Source organism: Ruminiclostridium sufflavum DSM 19573 (genome assembly GCF_003208175.1).
Lineage (GTDB): Bacteria > Bacillota > Clostridia > Acetivibrionales > DSM-1351 > Ruminiclostridium > Ruminiclostridium sufflavum.
In genome coordinates this window covers 23,508-47,018 of record NZ_QKMR01000014.1, presented here as the reverse complement: position 1 = coordinate 47,018, position 23,511 = coordinate 23,508, and the positions used below count along the sequence as shown (strand labels likewise).

At 37.4% G+C, this 23,511-nt stretch carries 20 protein-coding genes, 2 tRNA genes and 1 other RNA gene; 2 read left to right on the top strand and 21 right to left on the bottom strand.

The genetic code is table 11. The features are described 5' to 3' along the window. Positions 1–59: 59 nt before the first annotated feature. The 12 genes from aroE to LY28_RS11965 form a co-directional block, all read right to left on the bottom strand. Complete coding sequence (gene aroE / locus LY28_RS12020) at positions 60–932, bottom strand: shikimate dehydrogenase (RefSeq protein WP_110462438.1); 873 nt, start codon at positions 930–932, stop codon at positions 60–62. A gap of 73 nt (positions 933–1,005) precedes the next feature. Beyond that, complete coding sequence (locus tag LY28_RS12015) at positions 1,006–1,581, bottom strand: YqeG family HAD IIIA-type phosphatase (RefSeq protein ID WP_110462437.1); 576 nt, start codon at positions 1,579–1,581, stop codon at positions 1,006–1,008. Positions 1,582–1,924: 343 nt separating this feature from the next. Next, positions 1,925–4,030, bottom strand: coding sequence for an ATP-dependent helicase (locus tag LY28_RS12010; protein ID WP_110462436.1), 2,106 nt, complete (start codon positions 4,028–4,030; stop codon positions 1,925–1,927). A gap of 36 nt (positions 4,031–4,066) precedes the next feature. Continuing rightward, positions 4,067–6,427: an ATP-dependent DNA helicase gene (locus LY28_RS12005; protein ID WP_110462435.1), complete on the bottom strand. Its 2,361-nt coding sequence runs from the start codon at positions 6,425–6,427 to the stop codon at positions 4,067–4,069. A gap of 356 nt (positions 6,428–6,783) precedes the next feature. Beyond that, positions 6,784–7,641, bottom strand: a complete 858-nt coding sequence (locus LY28_RS12000; protein WP_165835558.1) for a metallophosphoesterase — start codon at positions 7,639–7,641, stop codon at positions 6,784–6,786. A gap of 699 nt (positions 7,642–8,340) precedes the next feature. Beyond that, positions 8,341–8,928 carry an MBL fold metallo-hydrolase gene (locus LY28_RS11995; protein WP_110462433.1) on the bottom strand — a complete coding sequence of 196 codons (588 nt, stop codon included), beginning with the start codon at positions 8,926–8,928 and terminating at the stop codon, positions 8,341–8,343. Between the two features lie 32 nt (positions 8,929–8,960). Then, positions 8,961–9,554 (bottom strand): HD domain-containing protein, encoded by a 594-nt coding sequence (locus LY28_RS11990; protein WP_110462432.1) that lies wholly within the window; start codon positions 9,552–9,554, stop codon positions 8,961–8,963. Between the two features lie 71 nt (positions 9,555–9,625). Then, a complete protein-coding gene (locus tag LY28_RS11985) occupies positions 9,626–10,192 on the bottom strand; it encodes a GNAT family N-acetyltransferase (RefSeq protein ID WP_110462431.1) in 567 nt (188 codons plus the stop codon). Positions 10,193–10,224: 32 nt separating this feature from the next. Continuing rightward, complete coding sequence (locus LY28_RS11980; RefSeq protein WP_110462430.1) at positions 10,225–10,974, bottom strand: DUF8091 domain-containing protein; 750 nt, start codon at positions 10,972–10,974, stop codon at positions 10,225–10,227. A gap of 275 nt (positions 10,975–11,249) precedes the next feature. Next, positions 11,250–11,638: RNase P RNA component class A (gene rnpB, locus LY28_RS11975), an RNA gene on the bottom strand. Positions 11,639–11,709: 71 nt separating this feature from the next. Beyond that, entirely contained in the window at positions 11,710–12,504 is a 795-nt protein-coding gene (locus LY28_RS11970; protein ID WP_110462429.1) for a Nif3-like dinuclear metal center hexameric protein, read from the bottom strand. A 30-nt stretch (positions 12,505–12,534) separates the two neighbouring features. Beyond that, positions 12,535–13,230 carry a tRNA (adenine(22)-N(1))-methyltransferase gene (locus LY28_RS11965; protein ID WP_110462428.1) on the bottom strand — a complete coding sequence of 232 codons (696 nt, stop codon included), beginning with the start codon at positions 13,228–13,230 and terminating at the stop codon, positions 12,535–12,537. A 238-nt stretch (positions 13,231–13,468) separates the two neighbouring features. On the opposite strand from LY28_RS11965, the gene LY28_RS19135 reads away from it, so the two are divergent. Beyond that, on the top strand, positions 13,469–13,642 hold the full coding sequence (locus LY28_RS19135) for a hypothetical protein (RefSeq protein WP_165835557.1): 174 nt from the start codon (positions 13,469–13,471) through the stop codon (positions 13,640–13,642). A 126-nt stretch (positions 13,643–13,768) separates the two neighbouring features. Here LY28_RS19135 and LY28_RS11960 read toward each other — a convergent pair. The 5 genes from LY28_RS11960 to LY28_RS11940 all read right to left on the bottom strand — a co-directional run bounded on the left by LY28_RS11960 (position 13,769) and on the right by LY28_RS11940 (position 18,180). Next, a tRNA-Ile gene (locus tag LY28_RS11960) sits at positions 13,769–13,845 on the bottom strand. Between the two features lie 3 nt (positions 13,846–13,848). Beyond that, positions 13,849–13,924: transfer RNA gene (locus LY28_RS11955), tRNA-Asn, on the bottom strand. Between the two features lie 629 nt (positions 13,925–14,553). Continuing rightward, positions 14,554–15,639, bottom strand: coding sequence for an RNA polymerase sigma factor RpoD (gene rpoD / locus LY28_RS11950; protein WP_110462427.1), 1,086 nt, complete (start codon positions 15,637–15,639; stop codon positions 14,554–14,556). A 24-nt stretch (positions 15,640–15,663) separates the two neighbouring features. Beyond that, positions 15,664–17,481 carry a DNA primase gene (gene dnaG, locus LY28_RS11945; RefSeq protein ID WP_110462426.1) on the bottom strand — a complete coding sequence of 606 codons (1,818 nt, stop codon included), beginning with the start codon at positions 17,479–17,481 and terminating at the stop codon, positions 15,664–15,666. A gap of 417 nt (positions 17,482–17,898) precedes the next feature. After that, positions 17,899–18,180 carry a DUF6514 family protein gene (locus LY28_RS11940; protein WP_110462425.1) on the bottom strand — a complete coding sequence of 94 codons (282 nt, stop codon included), beginning with the start codon at positions 18,178–18,180 and terminating at the stop codon, positions 17,899–17,901. 293 nt (positions 18,181–18,473) lie between these two features. On the opposite strand from LY28_RS11940, the gene LY28_RS11935 reads away from it, so the two are divergent. After that, positions 18,474–18,758, top strand: coding sequence for a hypothetical protein (locus LY28_RS11935; RefSeq protein ID WP_110462424.1), 285 nt, complete (start codon positions 18,474–18,476; stop codon positions 18,756–18,758). Positions 18,759–18,926: 168 nt separating this feature from the next. Here LY28_RS11935 and secF read toward each other — a convergent pair whose 3' ends face one another. The 4 genes from secF to scfB form a co-directional block, all read right to left on the bottom strand. Further along, entirely contained in the window at positions 18,927–19,901 is a 975-nt protein-coding gene (secF, locus tag LY28_RS11930; protein ID WP_110462423.1) for a protein translocase subunit SecF, read from the bottom strand. Beyond that, positions 19,894–21,225: a protein translocase subunit SecD gene (gene secD, locus LY28_RS11925; protein ID WP_110462422.1), complete on the bottom strand. Its 1,332-nt coding sequence runs from the start codon at positions 21,223–21,225 to the stop codon at positions 19,894–19,896. The genes secF and secD overlap by 8 nt, the downstream gene beginning before the upstream one ends. Before the next feature lie 206 nt (positions 21,226–21,431). After that, on the bottom strand, positions 21,432–21,932 hold the full coding sequence (locus tag LY28_RS11920; RefSeq protein WP_110462421.1) for a gamma carbonic anhydrase family protein: 501 nt from the start codon (positions 21,930–21,932) through the stop codon (positions 21,432–21,434). A 187-nt stretch (positions 21,933–22,119) separates the two neighbouring features. Beyond that, on the bottom strand, positions 22,120–23,463 hold the full coding sequence (scfB, locus tag LY28_RS11915) for a thioether cross-link-forming SCIFF peptide maturase (RefSeq protein WP_110462420.1): 1,344 nt from the start codon (positions 23,461–23,463) through the stop codon (positions 22,120–22,122). Between the last annotated feature and the right edge of the window lie 48 nt (positions 23,464–23,511).

The window sequence follows — 23,511 nt, the reverse complement described above, 5'->3', positions numbered from 1 at the left end:
TAATAACCGGTTACATATTAATGACATTAATAGTATTCGTTATTATTTTTGGAAATCCTTCATTTTGACATAATATTTAATAATTCTATCGACAGCTGCCTTGGAACAATTTTCCCGGTCCAGATTTCAAAAGCCGAAACTCCTTGGTTTATAAGCATTCCAAAGCCATTTCTTATCTTACAGCCATAGCTTTCTGCCTGCATTAAAAATTTTGTCTTTTCGGGACTGTAAATAACATCGTATACTAGCTGATTTTCATCAAATACATAATTAATGTCAAAAGGTGTGGAATCCAGATATGTACTCATCCCGGCAGGTGTAGTATTAATAATAATCCGGCTTTTTGAAATTTCACAGGACAGCTTTTCAGAATCAGGCTGAATATAGCTTGCAATACTGCCATAGTTGTTCCTTAGAAGCTCAACTATATTTTGAGCATTCTGCTCTGTTCTGTTTACTATGGTAATGTGTTCAACGCTCTCAGATACAAGCTTGACAGCTAACGCTCTTGCTGTTCCCCCGGCACCTAGCAGCAAAACACTTTTATTCTTGAAGCTTGCATCAAGCCCATCCTTAAAGTCCCTGACAAAGCCTTCTGCATCAGTATTATAGCCTTTTAGCCTGCCGTTTATGTTTTTAACTGTATTTACCGCTCCCATCAAAAGCGCATCATTAGATATATCATCCAAATATTTTATAATAGACTTTTTATAAGGAACAGTAACATTAAAGCCGCTGAAATTCTGAGCTTTTAAGCCGCTGACAGCATGCTCAAGGCATCCCTCGTGTACATGGATGGGAATGTAAACAGCATTCAGCTTAAATTCATTGAAAAGAGTATTATGAATAAAAGGAGATTTCGTATGCTCTATGGGATCTCCTAATATACCATACAATTCTGTCTTACCGTTAACTGCACTGACAACCTTCATTGTATTCCCCCTGTTTTGTAATTAGCCTTAACCTCCGCGCCCAGCTTTGGCGCAGAACTTCGGTAAAGCAGCGTCACTGTTTCTGCTTGAACCTGTTTTTTTCATATTTCAGGCTCCTTTTTTTCCATTCGAGCCTTTTATTTATCTTATCCTCTATGTTTTTAATAAAACTATTGAGTACCAGCTTTTCAGGAATTCTTTTCAGCCTGACAAACAATATCTCTTTTCTGTCTATAGGCTTGACAAGAATTGTAAGCATATTTACCTTGTTGCCTCCAATAATATCTGTAAACAGCTGGTCACCCACTACCGCAATATTTTCCGGTTCAAGTCCCATTATCCCTGCGGCATTTAAAAATGCCCTCCCTGAGGGCTTATAAGCTCTGTGTATTGCTGTAACGGCAATGGCCTTGTTAAATCTGACGACTCTCTTTTCAGATGCATTTGACAATATACATACTTTGAAGCCTTCGATTTTAAGCTCTTCTATCCACGAAACTGCATTGTCATCAGCATCCTTGCTGTGCATTGGTACAAGAGTATTGTCAATATCCAGAATCAGGCCTTTAATCCCTTTTTGCTTCAGCATTTTAATGTCGATATGCCTTATACTGTCAAAATATAAATCAGGATAATACTTCTCAATCATTTTTTTCCTCCCGTAATTGACTTTGGTAAAGCATTTGCGGTGAACCTATCATATAATAACAAATGTATTATTTATATACAACCATTTGAGGAAACTTTTCTGTAAAGCATTAGTATGTCAAGTCCAATTGCTATAGGCTAAAAATATGATAGTAATTGACTAAAGTCAATTACGGTTCAAGCCTTCGCGACGATATTTATATCGTCTTTTTAGGAGAATTAAGCTTTTAAGCTAATTTTGAACACAGTTTGGGTTTAAATTTGTTTTGACTTCAGGAGGCTTCAGCCTCAAGCCCAAACTATCGACCGATGAAATCGGTTTTTTAGCCGATAGTAATTGACTTTTAGTCAAAGCTCAGAAGCTTATTGTCAAGGCAAAGCTGCAAATCAAGGGTCTTTCTCCTGCCGCTGAAAAAGTTTATTTCAACAGTCTGCCTGTCTGCCGGATTCTCATTTACGGCAGCAACCACTCCTCTCCCGAACTTTGTATGCGTTACAATAATTCCTTCTCCTATACTGTCTATTATGTCCTTTTTAATAAGCTGTGCAACCTCATTTATAAAAACAGACCTTATTGACCTTTCATTATTAATATATTCAGGATATATAAGATACAGCTCATATCTGGCTCTGGTCATTCCCACATAGAATAGCCGCCTTTCCTCCTCCAGAGCTGACTTGTCCTTGCTGTCAGAAGCCTGCTCTAAAACCTTTTCACCCGGAATCTCACTGTTATTCAAATCTATCATAAATACGCAGTCGTATTCAAGTCCCTTTGAGGAATGAAAGGTGCTGAGTGTAACCGGATTTTTGCCTTGAGGCTTTAATTCTGCCACTCCTTCAAATATTTTCTCCAGCTCTCCAAGTCTGACAAGAAATGATGATAGTGTTTCACAATTAAGTGCTATTTCCTGCAAAATTGCAAAAAGCCTGTTAAGATATTCAAAGGAAAGTCCTGTAAGCTGACAGTATCCCTTTATGCTGTCCAGATATTTGAAATTGTTCTTAATATACTCCAGAGCCGACCAAGGATTCTTATTTGACAGTACAACGAACTCCTGTTTCAAATCCTTTAATGCATTAAGCTGAAATTGTTTTAAATCAACATTCTTGATAATACAGTCAATTACCTGCTCACCAGTGCTTTTTTCACTTACCGCACTTTCCAGCATAGCTTTTGATATATATCTGTTCATTCTGTAGTAAATTCTTGTGAAGGCTTCAATATCCTGCTGGTCAAGTGCAAACAGCAAAAAAGCCGTTATATCCTGTACAAACCAGTGCTTAAAGAAAAACAACCTGTTCTGCTTTATTTTGAAGGGTATCTCATTTCTGTCAAGAATATCCGCAATAAGTATTGAAGACAGATTATTTCTGTATAATACCGCAAGCTCACTATTATTATCCTGAGCCAGCTTCTCTTTTATTTTTTCCAGAACCAGCCTTATCTGAGCGTTGTCATCCTTCGCATTAAGGATAACGGGATCATATTTTTTGCTGTTTGCCGCACTGTGATTTTTATTGAATCTGTTTTCATTAAATCTGATAAATTTGCTGCTCAGCTCAACTATATTTTTTGTAGAGCGATAATTTGCTTCCAGCATATAAACACTGCAGTTTTCAAATTGCTTTTCAATATTCAGTATATACTGGGGTTCAGCGCCCCTGAAGCCATAAATTGACTGGTCATCGTCAGCTACCATGTACAAATTTTTTGTATCCTGCGCCAGAAGATTAAGTACCTCAAGCTGTATTTTTGACAAATCCTGACCTTCATCCACCTGTATGTATTTATACCTGCTTTTGTAATAATTCAGAATTTTCGGATTCCTTGACAAAATAGCATAGGCATATGTAAGCATGTCATCAAAGTCTATCAAAAAATGGTTCTTTTTATACTCCTCGTAAGCCCTGTAAACCTGTGCAAATCTATTTGTGCCCAACGTTATTTTATCAAAATCACGTATCATTTTATTTTTCACAAAACCAATTTCATTAATTAAGCCTTCCAGCTCATCATCATTGATTTTTGAATTATTTATTTCAAAATATATGTCCCTGAGTAAATGCTTCTTGCTGACATCCTCCTTACCTTCAATACGCCTGAGCTTTTGCCCCTTCATATTCTCATAGTCTCTGACCACATTGTTGCAGAAGCTGTGCAGAGTTGAAAAATGCACTCCGGCATTAATTTCAGCACCGTAAAGCCTTTGAAACCTTCTTTCCATTTCAAGCTGAGCGGCTTTATTGAAGGTCACTGTTAAAATATTCTCCGGCTTGACTCCGGCTGTTAAAATCAAGTATGCAGCTCTCGCAGTTATAACGGCAGTCTTTCCGGAGCCGGGCCCCGCCAGAACCAAGGCGGGTCCGTCCCTGTGCGTCACAGCCTTCTTCTGCTGTTCATCAAGGTTTATATCATATTTGTTTTTAATTGCTTCAAAGAAATCCAAAAATTATCCGTCCTTATTTGAGTATTGTATTTACAATCAATAGTGCGTGTTTCCCTCCCAGAATTCCTCCAGCCTCCTTTCCAAATCCGGTGAGCTTCTCACTCTCCTGTTATGTGCCCAATGTCTTGGGAACAGGCAATTATATTCCTTGTGAGAAAATCTTTCGTCAATCAGCAAAACCATTCCTGTATCGCTTTCAGAGCGGATGACCCTGCCTGCCGCCTGCAGCACCTTGTTCATACCCGGAAACATATACGCGTTTTCAAAGCCTCTTCCATTCTTCCGCTGAAAATAATCCATAATGATATTCTGCTCCGCGCTGACCTGCGGAAGTCCCACACCGACAATTATTGCCCCTATCAGCCTGTCACCCTTCAAATCAATCCCTTCTGAAAAAATACCGCCTAAAACACAAAAGCACACAAACAGCTTGTCAGTATTTGGAACAAGCCTGCTAAGGAAGCCTTCCCTTTCTTCCTCAGTCATTGCACTTTGCTGAAGCATTGTTTCAATATAGGGATATTTTTCTGTAAATCTTGTATATACCTCATTCATATACTTGTAGGAAGGGAAATACACCATATAATTCCCCTGTTTTTTATCTGCGGCGGTCCTAATAATATCGGCGAGCTTACCATAGCTGCCTTCCCTGTTCTTGTATTTTGTTGAAATCCTGTCCTCCACAAGCAGGCAGAGCTTTCTATTATCAAAGGGTGAGGAGAGGCTTATATTATAGTCCTCCTTGTCACCTCCCAGAATATCCATAAAATAGTCCAGAGGTGTAAGCGTTGCCGAAAAAAGCACAGAGGTTTTACCCCTCTTGACCGCAGCTGCCAGCAAATATGAGGGATCTATGCAAAATAGCTTTACACGTACCTCACTTAAATATGTATCGATAAAGGTCACATATCTTTCATCGTACAGCTCCGCGATTTTTATAAAGGAAATAGCATTAAAATAAACCTCAAGTATTTGCTCAAAGCCTTCAATATTTCTGCTCTGATTTTTCAGTATCCATTCTTCTGCTTCCCTTATAAAATTATTCAGCAAGCCGTACAAATCCTTTAATTCGCATTTGCTTATCAAAAAGCCTTCCTCCTTGCATTGCTTCCTGAGTGCAACCATGTATGAATTTATTTTATTAAGCTGCTTTGCTATCCCGGGCTGCTTATTCTTTATTATTTTTTTTGCTTCAAGGAATGCGGTTTTACTTATTTGAGCCGAAAACATTTCCCTCGCCCTATCAACAAGATTGTGTGCCTCATCGATCAAAAAAGCATAGTCACCTCCGTTGTTCATAAAGAATCTCTTCAGATAAACCCTCGGATCAAATACATAATTGTAGTCACAAATAATGCAGTCAGCCCATAACGACAAATCAAGAGCAAATTCAAAGGGGCAGACATTATGCTTTAAAGCATATTCTTCAATGGCATCCCTTGAAAAATACTCGGTAGCGCATAAAATATCGGTCAAAGCATCGTTTACTCTATTATAGTGTCCTTTGGCATATTCACATAAATCAGGGTTGCAGCTTCCTTCCCTGTTGAAGCAAATCTTGTCCTTTGCAGTCAGAGTAATTGTTCTGAAGCTGAGCCCCTTTTCTCTCATTTTAGAAAAAGCTTCCTCCGCGACCTGTCTGGTTATGGTTTTTGCCGTCAGGTAGAATATTTTTGAAATATGCTGCTCTCCAACGGCTTTTACAGAAGGAAACAAGGTTGAAACAGTCTTTCCGATACCTGTCGGTGCCTGAACAAAGAGCTTTTTCTCCTGCATTATGGTTTTGTATACTGCAACTGCCAGCTCTCTCTGACCCTTGCGGTAATTTTCAAAGGGGAACTTCAAGGCCCTTACCGAAATATCTCTCAGAGTATTCCATTCATCCTGCATTTTTGCCCATACCAGATACCTGTCCATCAGTTCCTCCATGAAAGCCCTAAGCTCCTGCAGCTCGAACTGTTTTCTGATATTGAGCCTCTCCTCTGTATCAACCTGAAAATAAGTCAATTGGACATGTATTTTTTCCATTTGATTTTGCACGGCATAAATAAAAGCATAGCATTTCGCCTGTGCCCAATGTAATAAGCTGAACTCCTCATCTATATATTCAAGAGGTCTTGAGGTGGATTTTATTTCATCAATTACAATGCCTTCTGGTTCTGTTATTATGCCGTCAGCACGTCCTTCCAGCTTTATTGTAAATCCCTGAATCTCATAATCAAAGGTTAAGCTTACCTCCTTGCTGTAATTCGGACCGCCTTCCCTCTGAATCTTTTGATGAATTCTGGTGCCTTCCTGCATGCTTGTTGAGGAAACCAGCCTGCTGTCAATATCACCGGATCTTAAAACCAGTTCAACCAGATTTCTTATTGAAATTTTTACTTGTGACTTTTCCATAGCATTCCCTGTATATTTAGTAATCGAACATTTGTTTATTATAAATATACTTTTGTCCGCTATATATTGCAATGCTTTTTTGTAAACTATTTATAATTATTTTCACAGCTTTTTAATATAATTCAGCTTATCAGATTCCTTTAAACATACTATTATATAGACACAGCCCATAAAAGCATAGAAAAATAGAGCTAATAAGTCTACATTCTTATTACCTCTATTTTAAGTTAAAAAAATAATATCAGGAAGTAAAAATAGTATCTGCCCTATATAATAACATATTTGTTAATATATGTAAATATTTTACTTCATTTTTATTCTCTAAAAGGCTTTGAGCCCATAGTAATTGACTTTCCTCATTTGACAACCTTATTTTTACCCTCAAGGTCAATAACCACTACCTCCGGAGGGTTAAATATGCGCGGCAGTCTTGGATTATAAGAAAGTCCCCGGCTAACTATATGTGTCAGGGATTTATATTCATAAGCACCTCCGGCATATTCAGGAAACCATCCTTGATTGGGAGCAAAAAGCCCATTTAATATAAATGGTATTCTTATTTGTCCGCCATGGGCATGTCCCGACAATACCAAATCAAAACTGTATTTTTTATATATTTCAATTAATTCAGGCCTGTGCGCCAAAAGTATTTTATATCCCTGCTTATCCTGCATTTGTGAAAATAGCCTTTGCAGCTCCTCATAATAATTCATATCAGGTTTTTCATATTTTACCACCTCAGGATCCTCAATTCCGCAAACAATTATATCTGAATTTTTTATTCGGATTCTTTCAAACGTATTCTCAAGAATATTAACATCATATTTTTTTATTTTGTCTTTTATATCCTTTACATCCTCAGACCAAAACTCATGGTTTCCTGTCACATAGTATGCAGGAGCCATGCCTTTTATTCCGGCAAGAAATAGCTCTGTGCCTTCAAAGGCTTCCTCATCATCGGCTATATCTCCCGCCAATGCTATAATATCCGGCTTCTGCCTCTCAATTAATTTAACCAGCTTCGATTGATTTTTCCCGTAAATATGACTATGTAAATCTGAAATTAAAACAAGCCTTATTGCTTCATTTTCGTTTAACTTTTCAGCAGTTATATTAAATTTGTTTACCACCAATCCGTTATAAAAGGCACAAATCAAAATAATTACCAGTAAACCCGTACAAATTATAATCAGATATTTTCGCTTCTTTTTCAAAATGCTCTCCTTAATGTGTTTTAATTAACAGGAATGAATGTCAATTTTTTTAATTATACTAAAAAATAATTTTAATATCAATTTTATTAAATAATCCAGTCTCATTTACCTGCTTATAGGCAAAAAGCCCTTATGATTTCTCATAAGGGCTTTCCGCTTTAGTGAGTACGAATAATGCTTTAAAAGTAAGTATAAATGCTAAGGCAACATAAATGCAGTGTTTAGTACATACAAAATTCAAAAACTTTTACGATTACTGGTATATTTATAATTTATATATTAGTACAAATATTGCTGTGTATCTTTATAAATTTTACAACTTTTCTGCATTAACTTTCCCAGTAGCTGCGTCTATTATGCAACATCTGAATTAATTATTTCTAAATTATCACAAAAATATTTTAGAAACATTTTAATCTTGATTTAATATTATCATAAATTCAGCATGTTGTAAAATGTATTTTTTATTACTTTATTGTCGATTACAGGCTAATATTTCAGTATTTCTCTGCTTTTTTCGTCATATTGCGACTTTTCTCTATTTTCTCACTTCCCTTTCTTCGCTCCGATACCAGTTTATAAGTCCTTCAACCCAAAAGTCCGGCGGGAGCCTTGCAGATAAAAAAATACGACCGGCTATACGGTCGCAATCTAGCTCATACTGTTTAAAGGCTTTTGCCTGTTTGACAGGAATGCTTCTTATATTTCAATTTCTTCATTTAAGTCCATCAAAATTCTGTTTTCCGCATTAAATTTTTCAGCGTTGCTTCTGCTGTATATTTTATCAGGGCTGGTATGTATGGGTATACAGTGCTTTGCGGAAATAATCCTTGCACATTCGGCAGCTTCTTCCGGACCCATGTTGAAATAACCGTCAGTAGGTAAAAAGGCATAATCAATATTTCTGGAAGCCAGCTCATTCATTTCAGGTATTTTGGAGGTATCCCCGGCAATATACAATTTCTTTCCCTCCGCGGTTATAAGGTAGCCTACACATTCCTCCTTATTATGATTCCTGTTATAGGACGGTACGGCTTCTATCACTAAATCTTTAAAATTAAGAGTCATGTATTTCCCGTTCTTTAATGCATCAAAGTTCTGATATATCAGGCAGCCGCTCTTTTTCTCGGGCTTATCCGTCTGATTATGATCCCCATGCTGGTGGGTTACAAGTATGATATCTGCGGGTATATCGTATCCGTCCCCCATGTACGGATCAACATAAACAACGGTATTCTCTTTGGTTACTATCCTTAAGCTTGCACGTCCCTGAAATAAAATTTTCATTTTTTATTTTCTCCTTCTGTAATCAGTATGCTCTATCTTCGTAAGAACCCCTTATTTATTGAATCTTCAATAATTTCCTTTGCATATTCCCAAAGCTCAGGCGCATTTTTTTCCAGAAATCTGTTTCGGTTCAAAACCTTTTCACTGGTGACCTCAGGGCTCTGCCAAGTATATCCTTCTGTGCTATAGTTTAACAGAAGAGGCTGCAGCCTGTCCAGACAAGATGCAAATTTTGCTTCAGGTGTTTCTCCCTCCTCAAACTCTCTCCACAAGCTGAAAATCTCCTCTGACTGATCCTCCGGCAAAATAGCAAACAGCCTGTTTGCAGCCTTTTCTTCCCTTTCGGCTTTATCTTCATTAGCTTTGTCATCATAGCAAAAGGTATCTCCCGCATCAATTTCAACGAGATCATGCACTGTTACCATCCTGATAACCTTTAAAATATCGATATTCCTGTCAGCCGAATACTCGGACAGAAGCATTGCCATAATGGTAAGATGCCATGAATGCTCCGCGTCATTCTCATTTCTTATTGTACCTATAACAATATTCCGGCGGAATACCTTTTTAAGCCTGTCAATCTCAATGATAAACCTTATCTGCTTCATCAATCTGTCGTTTTTCATATTTTTAGCTTGGTGAGAATATACGGCTGTTCATAAAAATCTCACCAGCCTTCACTTCCTTCCTCTTAATTTTACAGCAGCAGCCTTTGCCGCCACTCATCCTTCAAAAGTCCGTATACAACCAAATCACATATGCCGTTATTATTCCTGTATCCTTGCCTGTGTATTCCCTCCATGACTAATCCGCACTTTTCCATAACCCTTCCGGAGCCCGGATTTTCTGAATCATGCCTCGCCTCAATACGGCTGGCCTGTACTTCCTCGAAAAAAAACTTAATTACGGCACTGAAGGCCTCGGATGTTATACCCCTTCTCCAGAATTCCCTGCCTATACAGTAACCGATTTCCACCGAATCGACATCCTCCTTAACATTAACCGCACTAATGCTGCCTATCGCTTCGCCCGAGTCCTTTAACTCAATACACCACTGATAAGTCTTTGGCGACTCATAATCTTTAATCCACAAGCCAATAATCATCTCTGTTTCTTCCGCGTTCATATGCGCAGGCCATGTAAGATATCTTGTAACCTCCTCATCGCTTGCCCAGTTTATGTACATATTGCTTGCATCACTTAAATTAAACCTTCTGAGTATCAATCTTTCTGTCTCTATCGCCTTGGTTCCCAAGTGCTTCATTTTTCCCCTCCTCTGTTCATATGTCTTTTCTATTATATAATCCTTTCTGACTGTTTCTCGTATAAATGCAGCCGTCCGTCTTTTCCGATATATTTGACTGCACCTGTATACTGCAGTACATTTATTGCTGTCTGCGCTTTTTTCAAGCTTAATCCTGATAATTTTTTAAAATCCCTTGATGTAAAGCTCTGTGGCATATTATCCGGTATCAGCCGAATGTAATCCCCTGTATTCTCAATATGCAATTCATCAATTAAATCAACAGGAATACGCTCACAACGTGTGGAGCCTTTTTTTCCGTCCGCACTCCAGCCGTCAAGATTTCGGTACTCTACAATATCAATCAGAACAATACATAATTTAAAGTTTTCATGTGTCAGAAAAGGCTTTATTTTATACAGCTCCGGAAAAGCATCGTAAAATGATCCCTTTTTAGGACTTTTACGTTTATTTGTAACCTCTCCGGTACAGCTGTCAATCCATACAATCCATTTTGTACCAGGAACAGGATAGACAACCGTTACCGCTGACACCTCCAAAAAGCTTTCCAGCTTTTTTCGCAGCTTATTGAAGTTGCCTGTCTGAATTTCAACAATACCGCTTTCACAGACTATATCGGCAACAAAGGCACCCATTTTAACTTCCTGATTATCTGTATACGGCTCAAAATAATCCTTTAAAACAGCATGCAGTGTTTTTTCTCCAAGTGTTCCTATTCCGGATTTTTCTCTTTTTTTATTTATAATCCTTTCACAGGATTCCATAAATCTTTGTTTATCCATTATACGCTCCCAATTAGTCAATTTATTAAGGCTATACCTGTAATTATCTTAATGCCGGTATTGATTCCCGGTGCAAGGTATTAACGTATCATATCATCAGAAAAAGCAAGCTATATTAATGCATAAAGCAATACAAAAAGTACCTTTCGCTAATTTTAATTATTATACCATATTTAACCTGTAATCAAAATTGTTATACCATAATAAGTATAGGTCTTATAAAAGATATAGAGTTTTTGCGCATAATAATAGCCCTGATTTCTCAGAGCTAAAATTTAATGAGTAAGTCTGTAAGCCGGGTTCTGTATTAGACGATCATCTATCTAGGCCTTACATTTCTGTATGGCTCAAGCCGCCTCCACGGGACTGACGGGCAGTCATTGCGTCCCTCCACGGCGTTGCTCCAGGTGGGGTTTACATAGCCGGCAAGTCGCCAAGCCGCTGGTGAGCTCTTACCTCGCCTTTCCATCCTTACCTTACTGGCGATTTAAGCTGAAAGAAAAACCTTTTTTCAGCTTAAATCGCCAGTAAGGCGGTATATCTCTGTTGCACTTTCCTTGAAGTCACCTTCACCGGGAGTTACCCGGCACCCTTGCCCTGCGGAGCCCGGACTTTCCTCATCTACGCCTTTTCAGGCTGTATCCGCGATCATCTGGCTTACTCATATATTTATTAACTTGTAATCTGATAACAACTTAATCAGCCACCTTATTATAGATGTTTAACTTATAATAGTCAAGCAAAAATAAATGGGTCCCCTTCCATAGTACTGCATAATATTTCAATACCTGTGAAATTATTTTCCAAAAGGCTTTTGAGCTTATTTACAATCAAATGCTCAGATGCAAAATGTCCGGCATCAATCACGCACAAACCCAGCTCTCTTGCAGCAAGTGCTGTATGATACTTTACATCTCCGGTAATAAGGACATCAACATCCTGCTGCCGTATACTGTCCAAATCACCGTCAAAGCTGCCGCAGAAGGTTGCAGCCCTTCTCACTGTCTTAGGCTGGGTACCTGTAATTCTCAGATTTTGAATGTTAAGCTTTTTCTTTATACTGCAGATAAACTCGTCAAAGGATAGCTCCCGGGACAGGCGTCCCGCCTTTCCCAATCCCAAGTCTATTTCAAAGCCTTCAGGAATATACGGCTTCAGATTGGTGCATTCCGTCAGACCCACTGCTTCGGCAAGGGTATCATTAACACCGCCTTCTGCAACGTCAAGATTTGTATGGGCACTGATGACATTAATATCGTTTTTAATAAGCCTTGATATCTGCTGCCCTGTCATTGTGTCAAAATCGACCGATTTCAGCTTTGAAAACAAAAACGGGTGATGAGATATTATGAGGTTCGCTTCCTTGTCTATTGACTCCTCAACAACCTTTTCGGTCACATCCATACAAAGCAATATTTTATTTACACTGCATTTACGGCTGCCTACCATTAACCCCACATTATCCCAAGCCTCAGCATATTTAAAAGGTGCAAGCTCATTTATAAAATCAAGTATTTCTCCTGTGTTCATTTGTTTCTTTACTCCTTCTTGTACTTGTAATTATCGTATTCTATTAATTAAGCCCATGTAATCCGTTTTCAGCTGAGAATAATAACCCAAAAGCTCTTTATTATCCTCCATAGCCTCAAGCTGGCTCAAAATTCGATTTGTCTGCCTTAACCTTATTTCACAATAAGCCGGCAGCAGCGGATCTTTTTTTTCAATCAATTTTTCGCCGACATGGAGCTGAAAGGATTGATAATCCCTGTCTTGCCCGTCATACCTTGCAGATATGACACAATATATCTTTTCGCCCTCGGCGGCCAATTCCTCGTCATAAATATCAAACTTATGGTCAAGCAGCCATTCCCGTACCATATCCAAATCGTTCATGGGCTGCAATATCAGAGAAGCAGCTTTGCAGGCCTTTTCAGCATTGTCATTCAGAAGCCCGGACAAAAGTGTTCCTCCCATTCCCGCAATGATTATTGCATCAGCCTCATTTTCTGACAGGGTATCCAGCCCGCTTCCAAGTCTAGCTTCTATTCTGTCGTTCATTTTATATAAATTTATGTTTTTGTTTGCCACCCTGACCGGTCCAATTCTAACATCAGATGCTATTGCCTTTTTGCAAATACCCTGCTGGATTAAATAAATGGGTATGTACGCATGATCAGTGCCTATGTCGGCAGCCACATCACATTTTGGCACCTTATCCGCCAATAATTTTAATCTGCCCTTTAATATTAAGTTCAAAGCTATCCTCCATATTTCAAATCAGCTGTTCAAGAATCCATTTGTAGTACCAATGTAAATTATACACACAATAATATTAAATAAGCAACTTAATCTATAAAATATAAATGGATTTAAGGCTGAATAAAATCAATTCAGAAAGCTTTAGAAATTAATATTTTGGGCATAATAATATCTGGCTGCTAAATTCTCACAGCTGACAAAACATATAAAATAATTGACAGAAAGGTCTTTGCATATGCCGCCATATAACCGGAAGCATAAAGTAAGCGATATAGAGAAGCCCATTTCAACAAATATCTTGGGACGGGATATTTTCGGAGTTAACACAAATATTCCTGCAATAAGGAAAACAAGCATTGATTTGCAGGATGAAGAACAGAATTTGGAATTTATCAACAAAATCAAGTAGAATTATCAATAATATACTTGTCTTTGGATTCCATACTGCTCAGGAGGCCCTTGGAGCCATGGCCTGCAAGAGTTCCTCCTGCTTGACACCATAAAAAAAGAACACGCAATACGTGTTCTTTTTTTATGGTGGGCCTTCAGGGACTCGAACCCCGGACCAACCGGTTATGAGCCGGTTGCTCTAACCAACTGAGCTAAAGGCCCAAGTGGCTCCCCCTGTTGGACTTGAACCAACGACATCGTGATTAACAGTCACGCGCTCTACCGACTGAGCTAAGGAGGAATATCTAAAATATAAATACACATCAGTGTATTTATATCTGTCAGTGCATTTATACACAACTAAATGTACTTAACTCACTGTTTCCAATGCTTTCATGCTCTTTAAAACCTGTTGCTCTCTCAAGCACAAGTAATATTATACTTACCAACTGCCAACTGGTCAACACTAAAATTTCTATAATTTGACCATTTAATGAATTTATTATCAATTCTCTATATGTTTTTTAATAATACTTTCTGTTTCTCTGATTTACATGTTTAAAAACCTCAAAAAACTATACTACCCTATCTTTAAGAAATTGCTGTTTTACCAAGTCAATTACTATCCGCTAAATAAATGATATACCCGTCAACAATTACATCATCCCGATAGTATCAAATGCTGCTAGTCTGGATTTGAGGCCAGCCTCCACAATCAGCTTTAGCGTATTGTAATAATTCTATATTGCGGAGACGGAGACACACATCCTTTTGATTTTTCAGGCTATACAAACCAAAAACTGCGCTAAAAGCGGTATCCGCCTGAAAAACGATGCATACTGTCCCGGTATTTCATCGTGCTCAGGCTTTCAACCGTAATTGACTTCAGTAACATAAGGTACTCAAACCCATTTCGGTTCCGAATAATAATCAATCCAGATAATCCTTCAGCTTCTTGCTTCTGCTGGGATGCCTCAGCTTTCTCAAAGCCTTGGCTTCAATCTGACGAATACGTTCTCTTGTGACATTAAACTCCTTGCCAACCTCTTCAAGAGTTCTTGCTCTTCCGTCATCCAAACCAAATCTAAGTCTCAGAACCTTCTCTTCCCGTGGTGTCAATGTGTCAAGCACATCAATAAGCTGTTCCTTTAACAAGGTAAACGCGGCAGCTTCTGCAGGTGCCGGAGCATCATCATCAGGAATAAAATCGCCCAGATGGCTGTCTTCTTCCTCACCGATAGGAGTCTCAAGAGAAACAGGCTCCTGTGAAATCTTCATTATTTCTCTGACTTTTTCAACCGACATACCTATCTCTTTTGCTATTTCATCAGGCTGAGGCTCTCTGCCCAATTCCTGAAGCAGCTGTCTGGATACTCTAATCAGCTTGTTTATAGTTTCCACCATATGAACCGGAATACGTATAGTTCTTGCCTGATCGGCAATTGCTCTGGTTATTGCCTGTCTAATCCACCATGTTGCATAGGTACTGAATTTGAAACCTCTTCTATAATCAAACTTCTCAACTGCTTTAATAAGTCCCAGATTACCCTCCTGAATCAAATCAAGAAACTGCATACCTCTTCCAACATATCTTTTTGCAATACTTACCACAAGCCTGAGATTTGCCTCCGCAAGCCTTCTTTTAGCTTCGATGTCTCCATTTTCCATTCTATGAGCCAGCTCAATCTCTTCTTCTGCCGTCAAAAGGGGCACTTTACCGATTTCTTTCAGATACATTCTTACAGGGTCATCAATGCTTATTCCCTCAGGAACGCTTATATCAAGCTCCTCTTCTTCATCAGAATTCTGAATCTCCTGCAAGTCGGCTTCCATATCGCCAATAACATCAATACCCAAGTTTTCAAGAGTTTCATATATTTTTTCAATATGCTCCGGCTCTATTTCAATTTCATCGAAGGCTTCGGTAATTTCTTTATAGGTAAGCATACCCTTTGACTTGCCTTTTTCAATGAGATCCTTGAGTATCGCTTTTCTGGTCTCCTGATTATGCTTCATTCGCTCCCCTCCTTTCAAGCATTTTTATAAACCTTTTTTCAGCATAGCTATATTTAATACAATACTGCCTAATTCTTGATTTAATAACTCAACATCTCCTTCTGACAAATCACTTCTTTTTTTAATTTCTAGTATTTCTTCTTTTCTTGCCTCCAGACCATAAAGGTCTATTTTTTTTATAATGTCCAGAGCAGCCTTTTTATTATTTTCATAAACGCTCTGGGATTGTATTATATTTGCAAAACTCTCAGCCATAGGGGAAGAAAGTTTATTCAAAATCTCGCCTACTAAAACACCTGCCCTGCTTTCTATTTGATTGCAAGCAAACACTAATGCTTCTTTTATTTCAACGGCTTTAATCTTTTCAATATCCAGAGCATCTTTTATCTGAAAATATACGTTGTTTTCCATACAAATAGCTGCCAGAAGCATCAAATACATCTTAACAAGCCGTTCTTCGCTAAACTCGGCTGTCTTGCCTTTATTAACAGTATTCTTTTTATTTGCCGCAATATCCTTTAATTGCTTCCTCTCATAACCTTCAATATTTTTTTGCCGCTTTGCCATTTCAGAATAAATGGACTGCTCGCTAATGCCAAAATCCTTGGACAGCTTTTTTACGTAAAGCTCTCTTTCTACATTATTGTCAATTCTATCCAAAATAAGCACTGCTTTATCAATAAATTTAACTTTTCCCTCATTTGTCGATGTATCAATCCTACTGTCCAAAATATCCAATTTGAAATCCAACAGGCTCTTAGAGCTGTCTATAAGATTTCTGAATTCATCAACTCCATAGGTTTTTATAAACTCATCAGGATCCTTGCCTGAAGGAATAGTCAAAACTTTAGCATTGCAGCCAATATCACTGAGCAAGTCCAAACTCCTGAGAGCTGCCTTCTGCCCTGCGGAATCAGAGTCAAAAGAAAGAATTATTTCTTCTGAATATTTTTTTAAAAGCTTTCCCTGACTTTCCGTCAATGCAGTTCCAAGTGGAGCAACTGCATTTATTATACCTCTTTGATGCAAGGATATAACATCCATATAACCTTCGGCCAAAATAATCTTTTTTGCACAATTACTTTTTGCAAAATTCATTGCATATAAGTGTTTTCCCTTTTGATAAACAGCAGTCTCAGGAGAATTCATGTATTTGGGCTGTGAGGAGTCCAGAACCCTTCCTCCGAATGCAATAACATTCCCTCTTATATCAAAAATAGGAAACATTATTCTTCCTCTAAACCTGTCATAGACTTTTTTAGTTTCTTCTTTAATTATCACAAGCCCGCTCGCAAATATTGAAGAATCACTAAAGCCTGCTGTTTTCAAATGCCTGTATAAAGTATCATATTTATCTTCGGCATAACCTAAGCCAAACTTGGTAATAGTTTGCCTTTCAATCTTTCTTTTAGCCAGATATTGAAACGGTATCCTATTCTTTTCATCAATTAAGTTATTATAAAAAAATCTGGCAGCTTCTATATTTATCTGCAAAAGCTCCTTCTTAAGCTTAGCCCTTTCATCGTCATGAACTCCCTTGTTCATTTCCGGAATTTGTATTCTGGCCCTATCAGCAAGAAGCTTCAGTGCTTCTATAAAATCCAGATTTTCAATTGACATGACAAAGTGAATTACATTTCCGCCTTTACCGCAGCCAAAGCAATGAAATATCTGTTTTACCGGTTCTACAGAAAAAGAACCTGTCTTTTCATTATGAAAAGGACATCTGCCAAAATAATTTTTTCCTTTCTTCTCAAGCTTGACATATTCAGATATTACTTCGACTATATCATTATTAACCCTTATTTCTTCTATTAAATCCTCAGGGAAAAAATTTGCCATTATGCCTTACATTCCAATCTTTTTAAATAACAATAATAATTTAATTATTTAAATATTATAAACAAATCTCCTGTTTATTATTTTAGTTTTCACCAAAATCACTTAATACTTGTTCGACATTATTATTTAGAATCCTTCTTTTTTGATAATATTTTTATACATATTTGATTTAAGGCAACAAAAAAGTATGCTGCAAGCATACTTTTTAGATATAAAATAATTAAATATATTAAACAACCTTATGACTGTCCTTATGCAGTAATTTCTCTATACATCATATAAGCTAATTACTATAGGCTGAAGGTAAGAAGAATCGTACAAGCCCAAGCTGAATTGAAAACCAGCTTCAGCCTCAAACCCAAAGTATCGACCGACGGAATCGGTTCTTTGGCCGATAGTAATTGACTTTAGTAAGTTTTAATCTATGAAGTCATAAACAATATCAAGCGCACTTACTGGGGTAACCGAATTGGAATGAAACAGCTTTATGAGATTAATCATCTCTTCTCTTGAGGTAAAGACATCGCGTATAATAGCGGTTTCAGACTCACCGGAATTCCTTGTCATATTTATTTGCATACCATATCTGCAATAATCATCAACCGTACATGCTAATAAATAGTACTCTAAGTTAATCTCCCGGCTTTTGCATTCTAACGTCTCGTCAAGTTCAAGTTTCTTTGAGCAAACAAGTTCCATTTAAAATACCCCCTATTCATTTTTCCAAATTAAATTCTATAAATATTGTTATATATATTATAGTACATATTATATAATATTTTATATCGTTTATTCCACACAAAAGTTTTTCGGTATTTCGACTACTTTACATAAAATTAGTATTATATCAATATTTTGGTGTCGAAGTATGCACTTTTATCATTTTTTTACATTGAACTTCATGGTTACCGGTGTTAATATTTTATGTATACTAATTATTTTAAATATTTACGTTAATTTATTATATTCATTTTATCTGGGAGGGGTTTGCCGTGGGTAGTAGTGAGAATAAGAAAAAATCAAAAATACATTTACTTAATATTGCTTTATGCAACATGGCCGAATTACCGAAGCAAATGATTAAGTATGCAACACCGGCTGCTTTGTTCTTTATTGCACTTGGTACAGCATTATTCGCTGCTAACAAAACCAGCAATAACTTTAGCATTGAATTTGAATTTATGACAACAACACTAATTACAAATGGCTTTTTTGTTTTTGCCGAATTCATGATAGCTTCATTAATTCTTGACATTCTTATCAGAAAAGCCAAATAGGCATTAAATTTTAATTGCCTGCATCAGCTTTTAAAATACCTTCATAAGCTTTGAGCTGTAAAATTTAGCAAGGGAACTTCTCAAACCGGCAATTTATTATTAAATACAAAAAAAGAAAGGGCAACCCTTTCCTTTTTTGTATTATGTTAAAAATAATCTGTTGCTAAATTAAGCCTTAGCCGGTTTTACCTTGCTTTTTTTCTGGCTTTCCTTCCACATTACCCATAAAGGAGTAGTTATAAATATTGTAGAATAAGTACCGCTGATAAGACCTATTATAAGAGGGAAACTGAACTCGGTAATTGATTCTATAGCGTTCATTTTACCAAATACAAATATAGTTATTACAGCCATCAATACAGTTACCGTTGTATTTATCGATCTGTTCATAGTCTGTATAATACTTGTATTTACCAGCTCCGGGAAAGGAATCTTTTTCATTAATCTTGTATTTTCTCTTATACGGTCATAAATTACAATGGTATCATTCATGGAATAACCGAATATTGTCAGCATTGCCGCAATAAATGAATCATTAACCGGAATACCGAAGATCAAGTATACTGTTATCATAACACCTATATCATGCAATAACCCTACAACACCGAATACACCCAGTGAAAGGCCTGATACTATTTTAAATCTCCACCAGATATACAATATAATAAGAATAGCAGCAATTATAACAGCCTTGACACCATTTTGGCTTATTTCCTTACCGATAAACGGCTCAACACTTTCTTCACTTATTACGGGATCCTCAGCAGTAAGCTTCAGCTCATCTATAATTGCCTGCTCAACTTTTTGTATTTCAGTGCTTGAAAGCGTTTCATTACTGCCTATACTAATCTTTATTACGTCAAAATCAGATTTGTTATTAACATCATAAGTAGTTGATTTCTGTACATAGGCTGATTTACCTATACTGCTCTCAACTAACTCTGCAACTTCACTTTGAATCTGCTGAACATTGTTGGCAGTAAAGGTGTCTTTATTTGCGTGCATTTCAATAACTGTTCCGCCTTGAAACTGAATATCAAATACAAATCCTTTTACAAAATAAGTAATTATACCTGTTGCCATAATTATTACAGATAGAACAAAGAAAATATATCTTTTACTGTATAAGTTTATATTAGGCATTTGATTTACCTCCCCTCATGGTTATACCATATAACCATACGTGCTTTGCCACTTCCAGACCGGATATGGACTTAAGCATAATTCTTGTTGCTGTTACAGCTGTAACAAAGCTTAAAATAACGCCTATAATCAAGGTCAATGCAAAACTCTGTATCGCTCCCGTACCAAAGTTCCAAAGAACTGCACCTGCGATAAGCGTAGTAACATTACCATCAAGAACAGCGGTAAATGCTCTCTTAAATCCGACATCAATTGCCGCACCAAGTGTTTTTCCGCTTCTTATTTCTTCTTTAATTCTTTCGAATATTATTACATTCGCATCAACACCCATACCTACCGTAAGAATAACACCCGCAATACCCGGCAGAGTAACTGTAATTCCCAGCCAAGACAGAGCTAAAAGCTCAAGAATAGTGTGAAGGACTAATGCTATGCTTGCAATTAATCCAGGCAATCTATAGTAGAATATCATATACAGGCATATTAAAACTAATGCAAAAACCAGAGCCTCTACAGATACAGTAAGTGCATTTGAACCAAGTGTAGGACTGATATTCTGAACCTGCTTGGCTTCAAGCTTAAAGGGTAATGAACCGGATTTAATAACACCTGCCAGCTCGGTAGCTTCTGCTTTCTGCTCCTTTGAACCGTTTGTCCCTCCGATGCTGATAGTAGCTTCACCGCCTGTAATATGAGACTGTACAACCGGCGCACTTATCAATTTGTCATCCATAAATATCGCTATAGGCTTTCCGATAAGTCTTTCTGTGGCCTCAGAAAACTTTGCAGCGCCTTCTTTTTTAAGCTTCAGCGCAACATAGCATGAACCATCCTGTTGTGAAATTTCAGCTTTCGCCTCTTCAACATCACCACCGACAATAACATTTTTCCCGGTCGGCAAATAGCTTCCGGATTCATCCTTTTTGCTTTCATCAACCTCTTGGAATGTTAACAGTGCGGTAGCGCCTATTTCTTCAATTGACTTCTGGGGATCAAATTCCTGGCCGCTTTTATGAGGTATTTGTACAAGTACATATCCCTTTTTAGTATCAATTGTCAGAACTCTGTCAAAAACATTTTTTGCATCCAATCTCTTACCTATTGTAATCTTTGCTGCTTCTAAGTCCTCTGCTGAAGGTAAACTGCCATCTTCAGTAACCGCATATAGCTTTGCATCTACTCCTCCCGAAATATCAATACCCGGACGGAAATCACTAAAACCAGGTATATCAAAACCTAAGATAGAACCGTTAAATCCTATCCAAGCTAAAATTCCGATGATAGCAATTATTGAGAAAAACCTAACTGCATTTTTGCCTCTCATTTGTTTAATTCCCCCTTGTTTATTAATTCCACTTACGACATTATATAACTATCATAAATTCTAGTCAATAAACATGTCGTAAAATTAGCTAAGATTTTACAATTAAAGCAATGTTTTTTTGTTTAATTAGTTATATAAAATAAGTATTTAACATTATAATACACAATACTCTTTTAAATATTCAGCTTGCAATTTCAAAATTATAACTATTTATATAACTTTAAAAGACTTACATACTCATTAGCATTATTTTCAATATCCAAAATTTCCTGCTCAGTCAATACTCTTTTAACCACTGCAGGACTGCCGGCAACCAGACTTCCGTCAGATATTTTTGTTCTTGAAGTAACAACACTTCCGGCGGCTATTAAACAGTTATTTCCTATCAAAGAATCATCAAGAACTATCGCACCCATTCCAACCAGAGTCTTATCTCCGATATGGCAGCTGTGCAATATCGCTCCATGTCCGATTGTAACATCAGAACCTATTTTCAGGGCAGAACCTTTTTTGCAATGAAGGATACAGCCTTCCTGAATATTGGTATTATCACCGACCACTATACTGTCAATATCACCTCTCAAAACCGCATTGTACCACACAGCAGAATTTGCTCCTATAACCACATCTCCTATAACAGTACTATTTGATGCAATAAATGCGGTTTCATGAATTCTGGGCATAATATTTTTAAAAGCTCTTATCATAATAACCCCCACACCCAGCTTGGGCACAAAAATTTAATAAAGCAGCTGCGGCGGTCACAGTTTTTTACTATTCGCTTGATTGCTCAAATCCACAAAAAGCTGCGAGCAGCTTTTGATATGCCAAGCGAACGATGAATGCACGAAATATAAACTTCGTATTTTTCAAGCCAACCGCCACTATAAGCAATTATTCCTGAGTCTTAATCCAGATTGCACACTCCACTCTCTTCTTTTCAAGCTCACAACCTATCTTATATGGGACATTGATGTCATTATTAAATTGATATGCATTAGCAGCACAGCCTCCGCTGCAATAAAACTTAGCCCAACATTCAGAACAATCCTTTTTTGAATAAACATTCGATTTTTGAAAATGTTTTTGAAACTCAGTGTTAAATTCCGCTCCATGAACATTGCCCATTTTGAACTTCTCATCTCCGACAAACTGATGGCAGGGATATAAATCCCCTTCAGGGGTAACCGCCAGATATTCATGGCCTGAACCGCATCCACCCAGCCTTTTGATAATACATGGCCCCTGCTTAAGGTCAATCATAAAGTGGAAGAAATTAAAGCCTTCTTCATTCCTCCCTCTCTTAACATATTCCTCGGCTAAAGACTCATATTCCTCAAAAAGCTGCTTCAAATCCTGCTCACGTATATCATATCCAGAATCCTTTGCAGCCACAACAGGCTCAACAGATATCTGCTTAAACCCTAAATCTGCCAAATGCAGAACATCCTTTGAAAAGTCAAGGTTTTCTCTTGTAAAGGTTCCCCTAACATAGTAATTATCCTGATTTCTTGATTCCGCCATAGCTTTCAGCTTTGGAAGAATACTGTCATAGGTGCCCGAGCCATCAACCCTGAATCTCATTCTGTCATTGGTCTCCTTACGACCGTCAATACTGAGTACAACATTGTGCATATGCTTATTTATAAACTCTTTGTTGTCTTCATTGAGTAAAATAGCATTAGTGGTAATTGTAAATCTAAAATTCTTGCCGGTTTCTTTTTCTCTGATTCGCGCATAATCAACAATTTGTTTCACCACATCAAAATTCATCAGTGGCTCACCGCCAAAAAAGTCAACCTCCAGATTCCTTCTGCCTGCTGATTTTTCTATCAGGAAATCAATAGCTCTTTTCCCGGTATCAGCATCCATCATTGTTCTATGACCGCCAAAGCTTCCTGTTGAAGCGAAGCAATATCTGCACCTGAGATTGCAGTCATGACATATATGTAAGCAAAGGGCTTTTACAACGGGTTTCCTTTCCCAATTTTTAACAGCTTCTGAATATACATCCTCACTAAAAAGCAAGCCTTCTGATTCTAATTCCACAATTTCATCATAAGCATCTGAAACAGCTTGTCCCTCATACTTTTGTGACAAGGCTTCAATAATCTGCCCTTTAGTCTGCGTTTTGTATAAATCAACAATATCAAATGCTGCAGCGTCGAATACATGAACTGCTCCGCTGTTTATGTCCATAACTATGTTTGTATTATGCATTGTATACTTGTGAATCATTAAGTAAGAACCTCCTAAAGCCCTTCAAAAAAAATACTTTGATACATT

Coding starts and splice junctions, on each gene's coding strand:
- scfB (WP_110462420.1), bottom strand. CDS start 23,463: ATGATTCACAAGTATACAATGCATAATACAAACATAGTTATGGACATA.
- LY28_RS11920 (WP_110462421.1), bottom strand. CDS start 21,932: ATGATAAGAGCTTTTAAAAATATTATGCCCAGAATTCATGAAACCGCA.
- LY28_RS12005 (WP_110462435.1), bottom strand. CDS start 6,427: ATGGAAAAGTCACAAGTAAAAATTTCAATAAGAAATCTGGTTGAACTG.
- LY28_RS11990 (WP_110462432.1), bottom strand. CDS start 9,554: ATGAAAAACGACAGATTGATGAAGCAGATAAGGTTTATCATTGAGATT.
- LY28_RS19135 (WP_165835557.1), top strand. CDS start 13,469: ATGCCGCCATATAACCGGAAGCATAAAGTAAGCGATATAGAGAAGCCC.
- secD (WP_110462422.1), bottom strand. CDS start 21,225: ATGAGAGGCAAAAATGCAGTTAGGTTTTTCTCAATAATTGCTATCATC.
- LY28_RS11940 (WP_110462425.1), bottom strand. CDS start 18,180: ATGGAACTTGTTTGCTCAAAGAAACTTGAACTTGACGAGACGTTAGAA.
- aroE (WP_110462438.1), bottom strand. CDS start 932: ATGAAGGTTGTCAGTGCAGTTAACGGTAAGACAGAATTGTATGGTATA.
- LY28_RS11995 (WP_110462433.1), bottom strand. CDS start 8,928: ATGAAAATTTTATTTCAGGGACGTGCAAGCTTAAGGATAGTAACCAAA.
- LY28_RS11985 (WP_110462431.1), bottom strand. CDS start 10,192: ATGAAGCACTTGGGAACCAAGGCGATAGAGACAGAAAGATTGATACTC.
- rpoD (WP_110462427.1), bottom strand. CDS start 15,639: ATGAAGCATAATCAGGAGACCAGAAAAGCGATACTCAAGGATCTCATT.
- dnaG (WP_110462426.1), bottom strand. CDS start 17,481: ATGGCAAATTTTTTCCCTGAGGATTTAATAGAAGAAATAAGGGTTAAT.
- LY28_RS11980 (WP_110462430.1), bottom strand. CDS start 10,974: ATGGATAAACAAAGATTTATGGAATCCTGTGAAAGGATTATAAATAAA.
- LY28_RS12015 (WP_110462437.1), bottom strand. CDS start 1,581: ATGATTGAGAAGTATTATCCTGATTTATATTTTGACAGTATAAGGCAT.
- secF (WP_110462423.1), bottom strand. CDS start 19,901: ATGCCTAATATAAACTTATACAGTAAAAGATATATTTTCTTTGTTCTA.
- LY28_RS11970 (WP_110462429.1), bottom strand. CDS start 12,504: ATGAACACAGGAGAAATACTTGATTTTATAAATGAGCTTGCACCTTTT.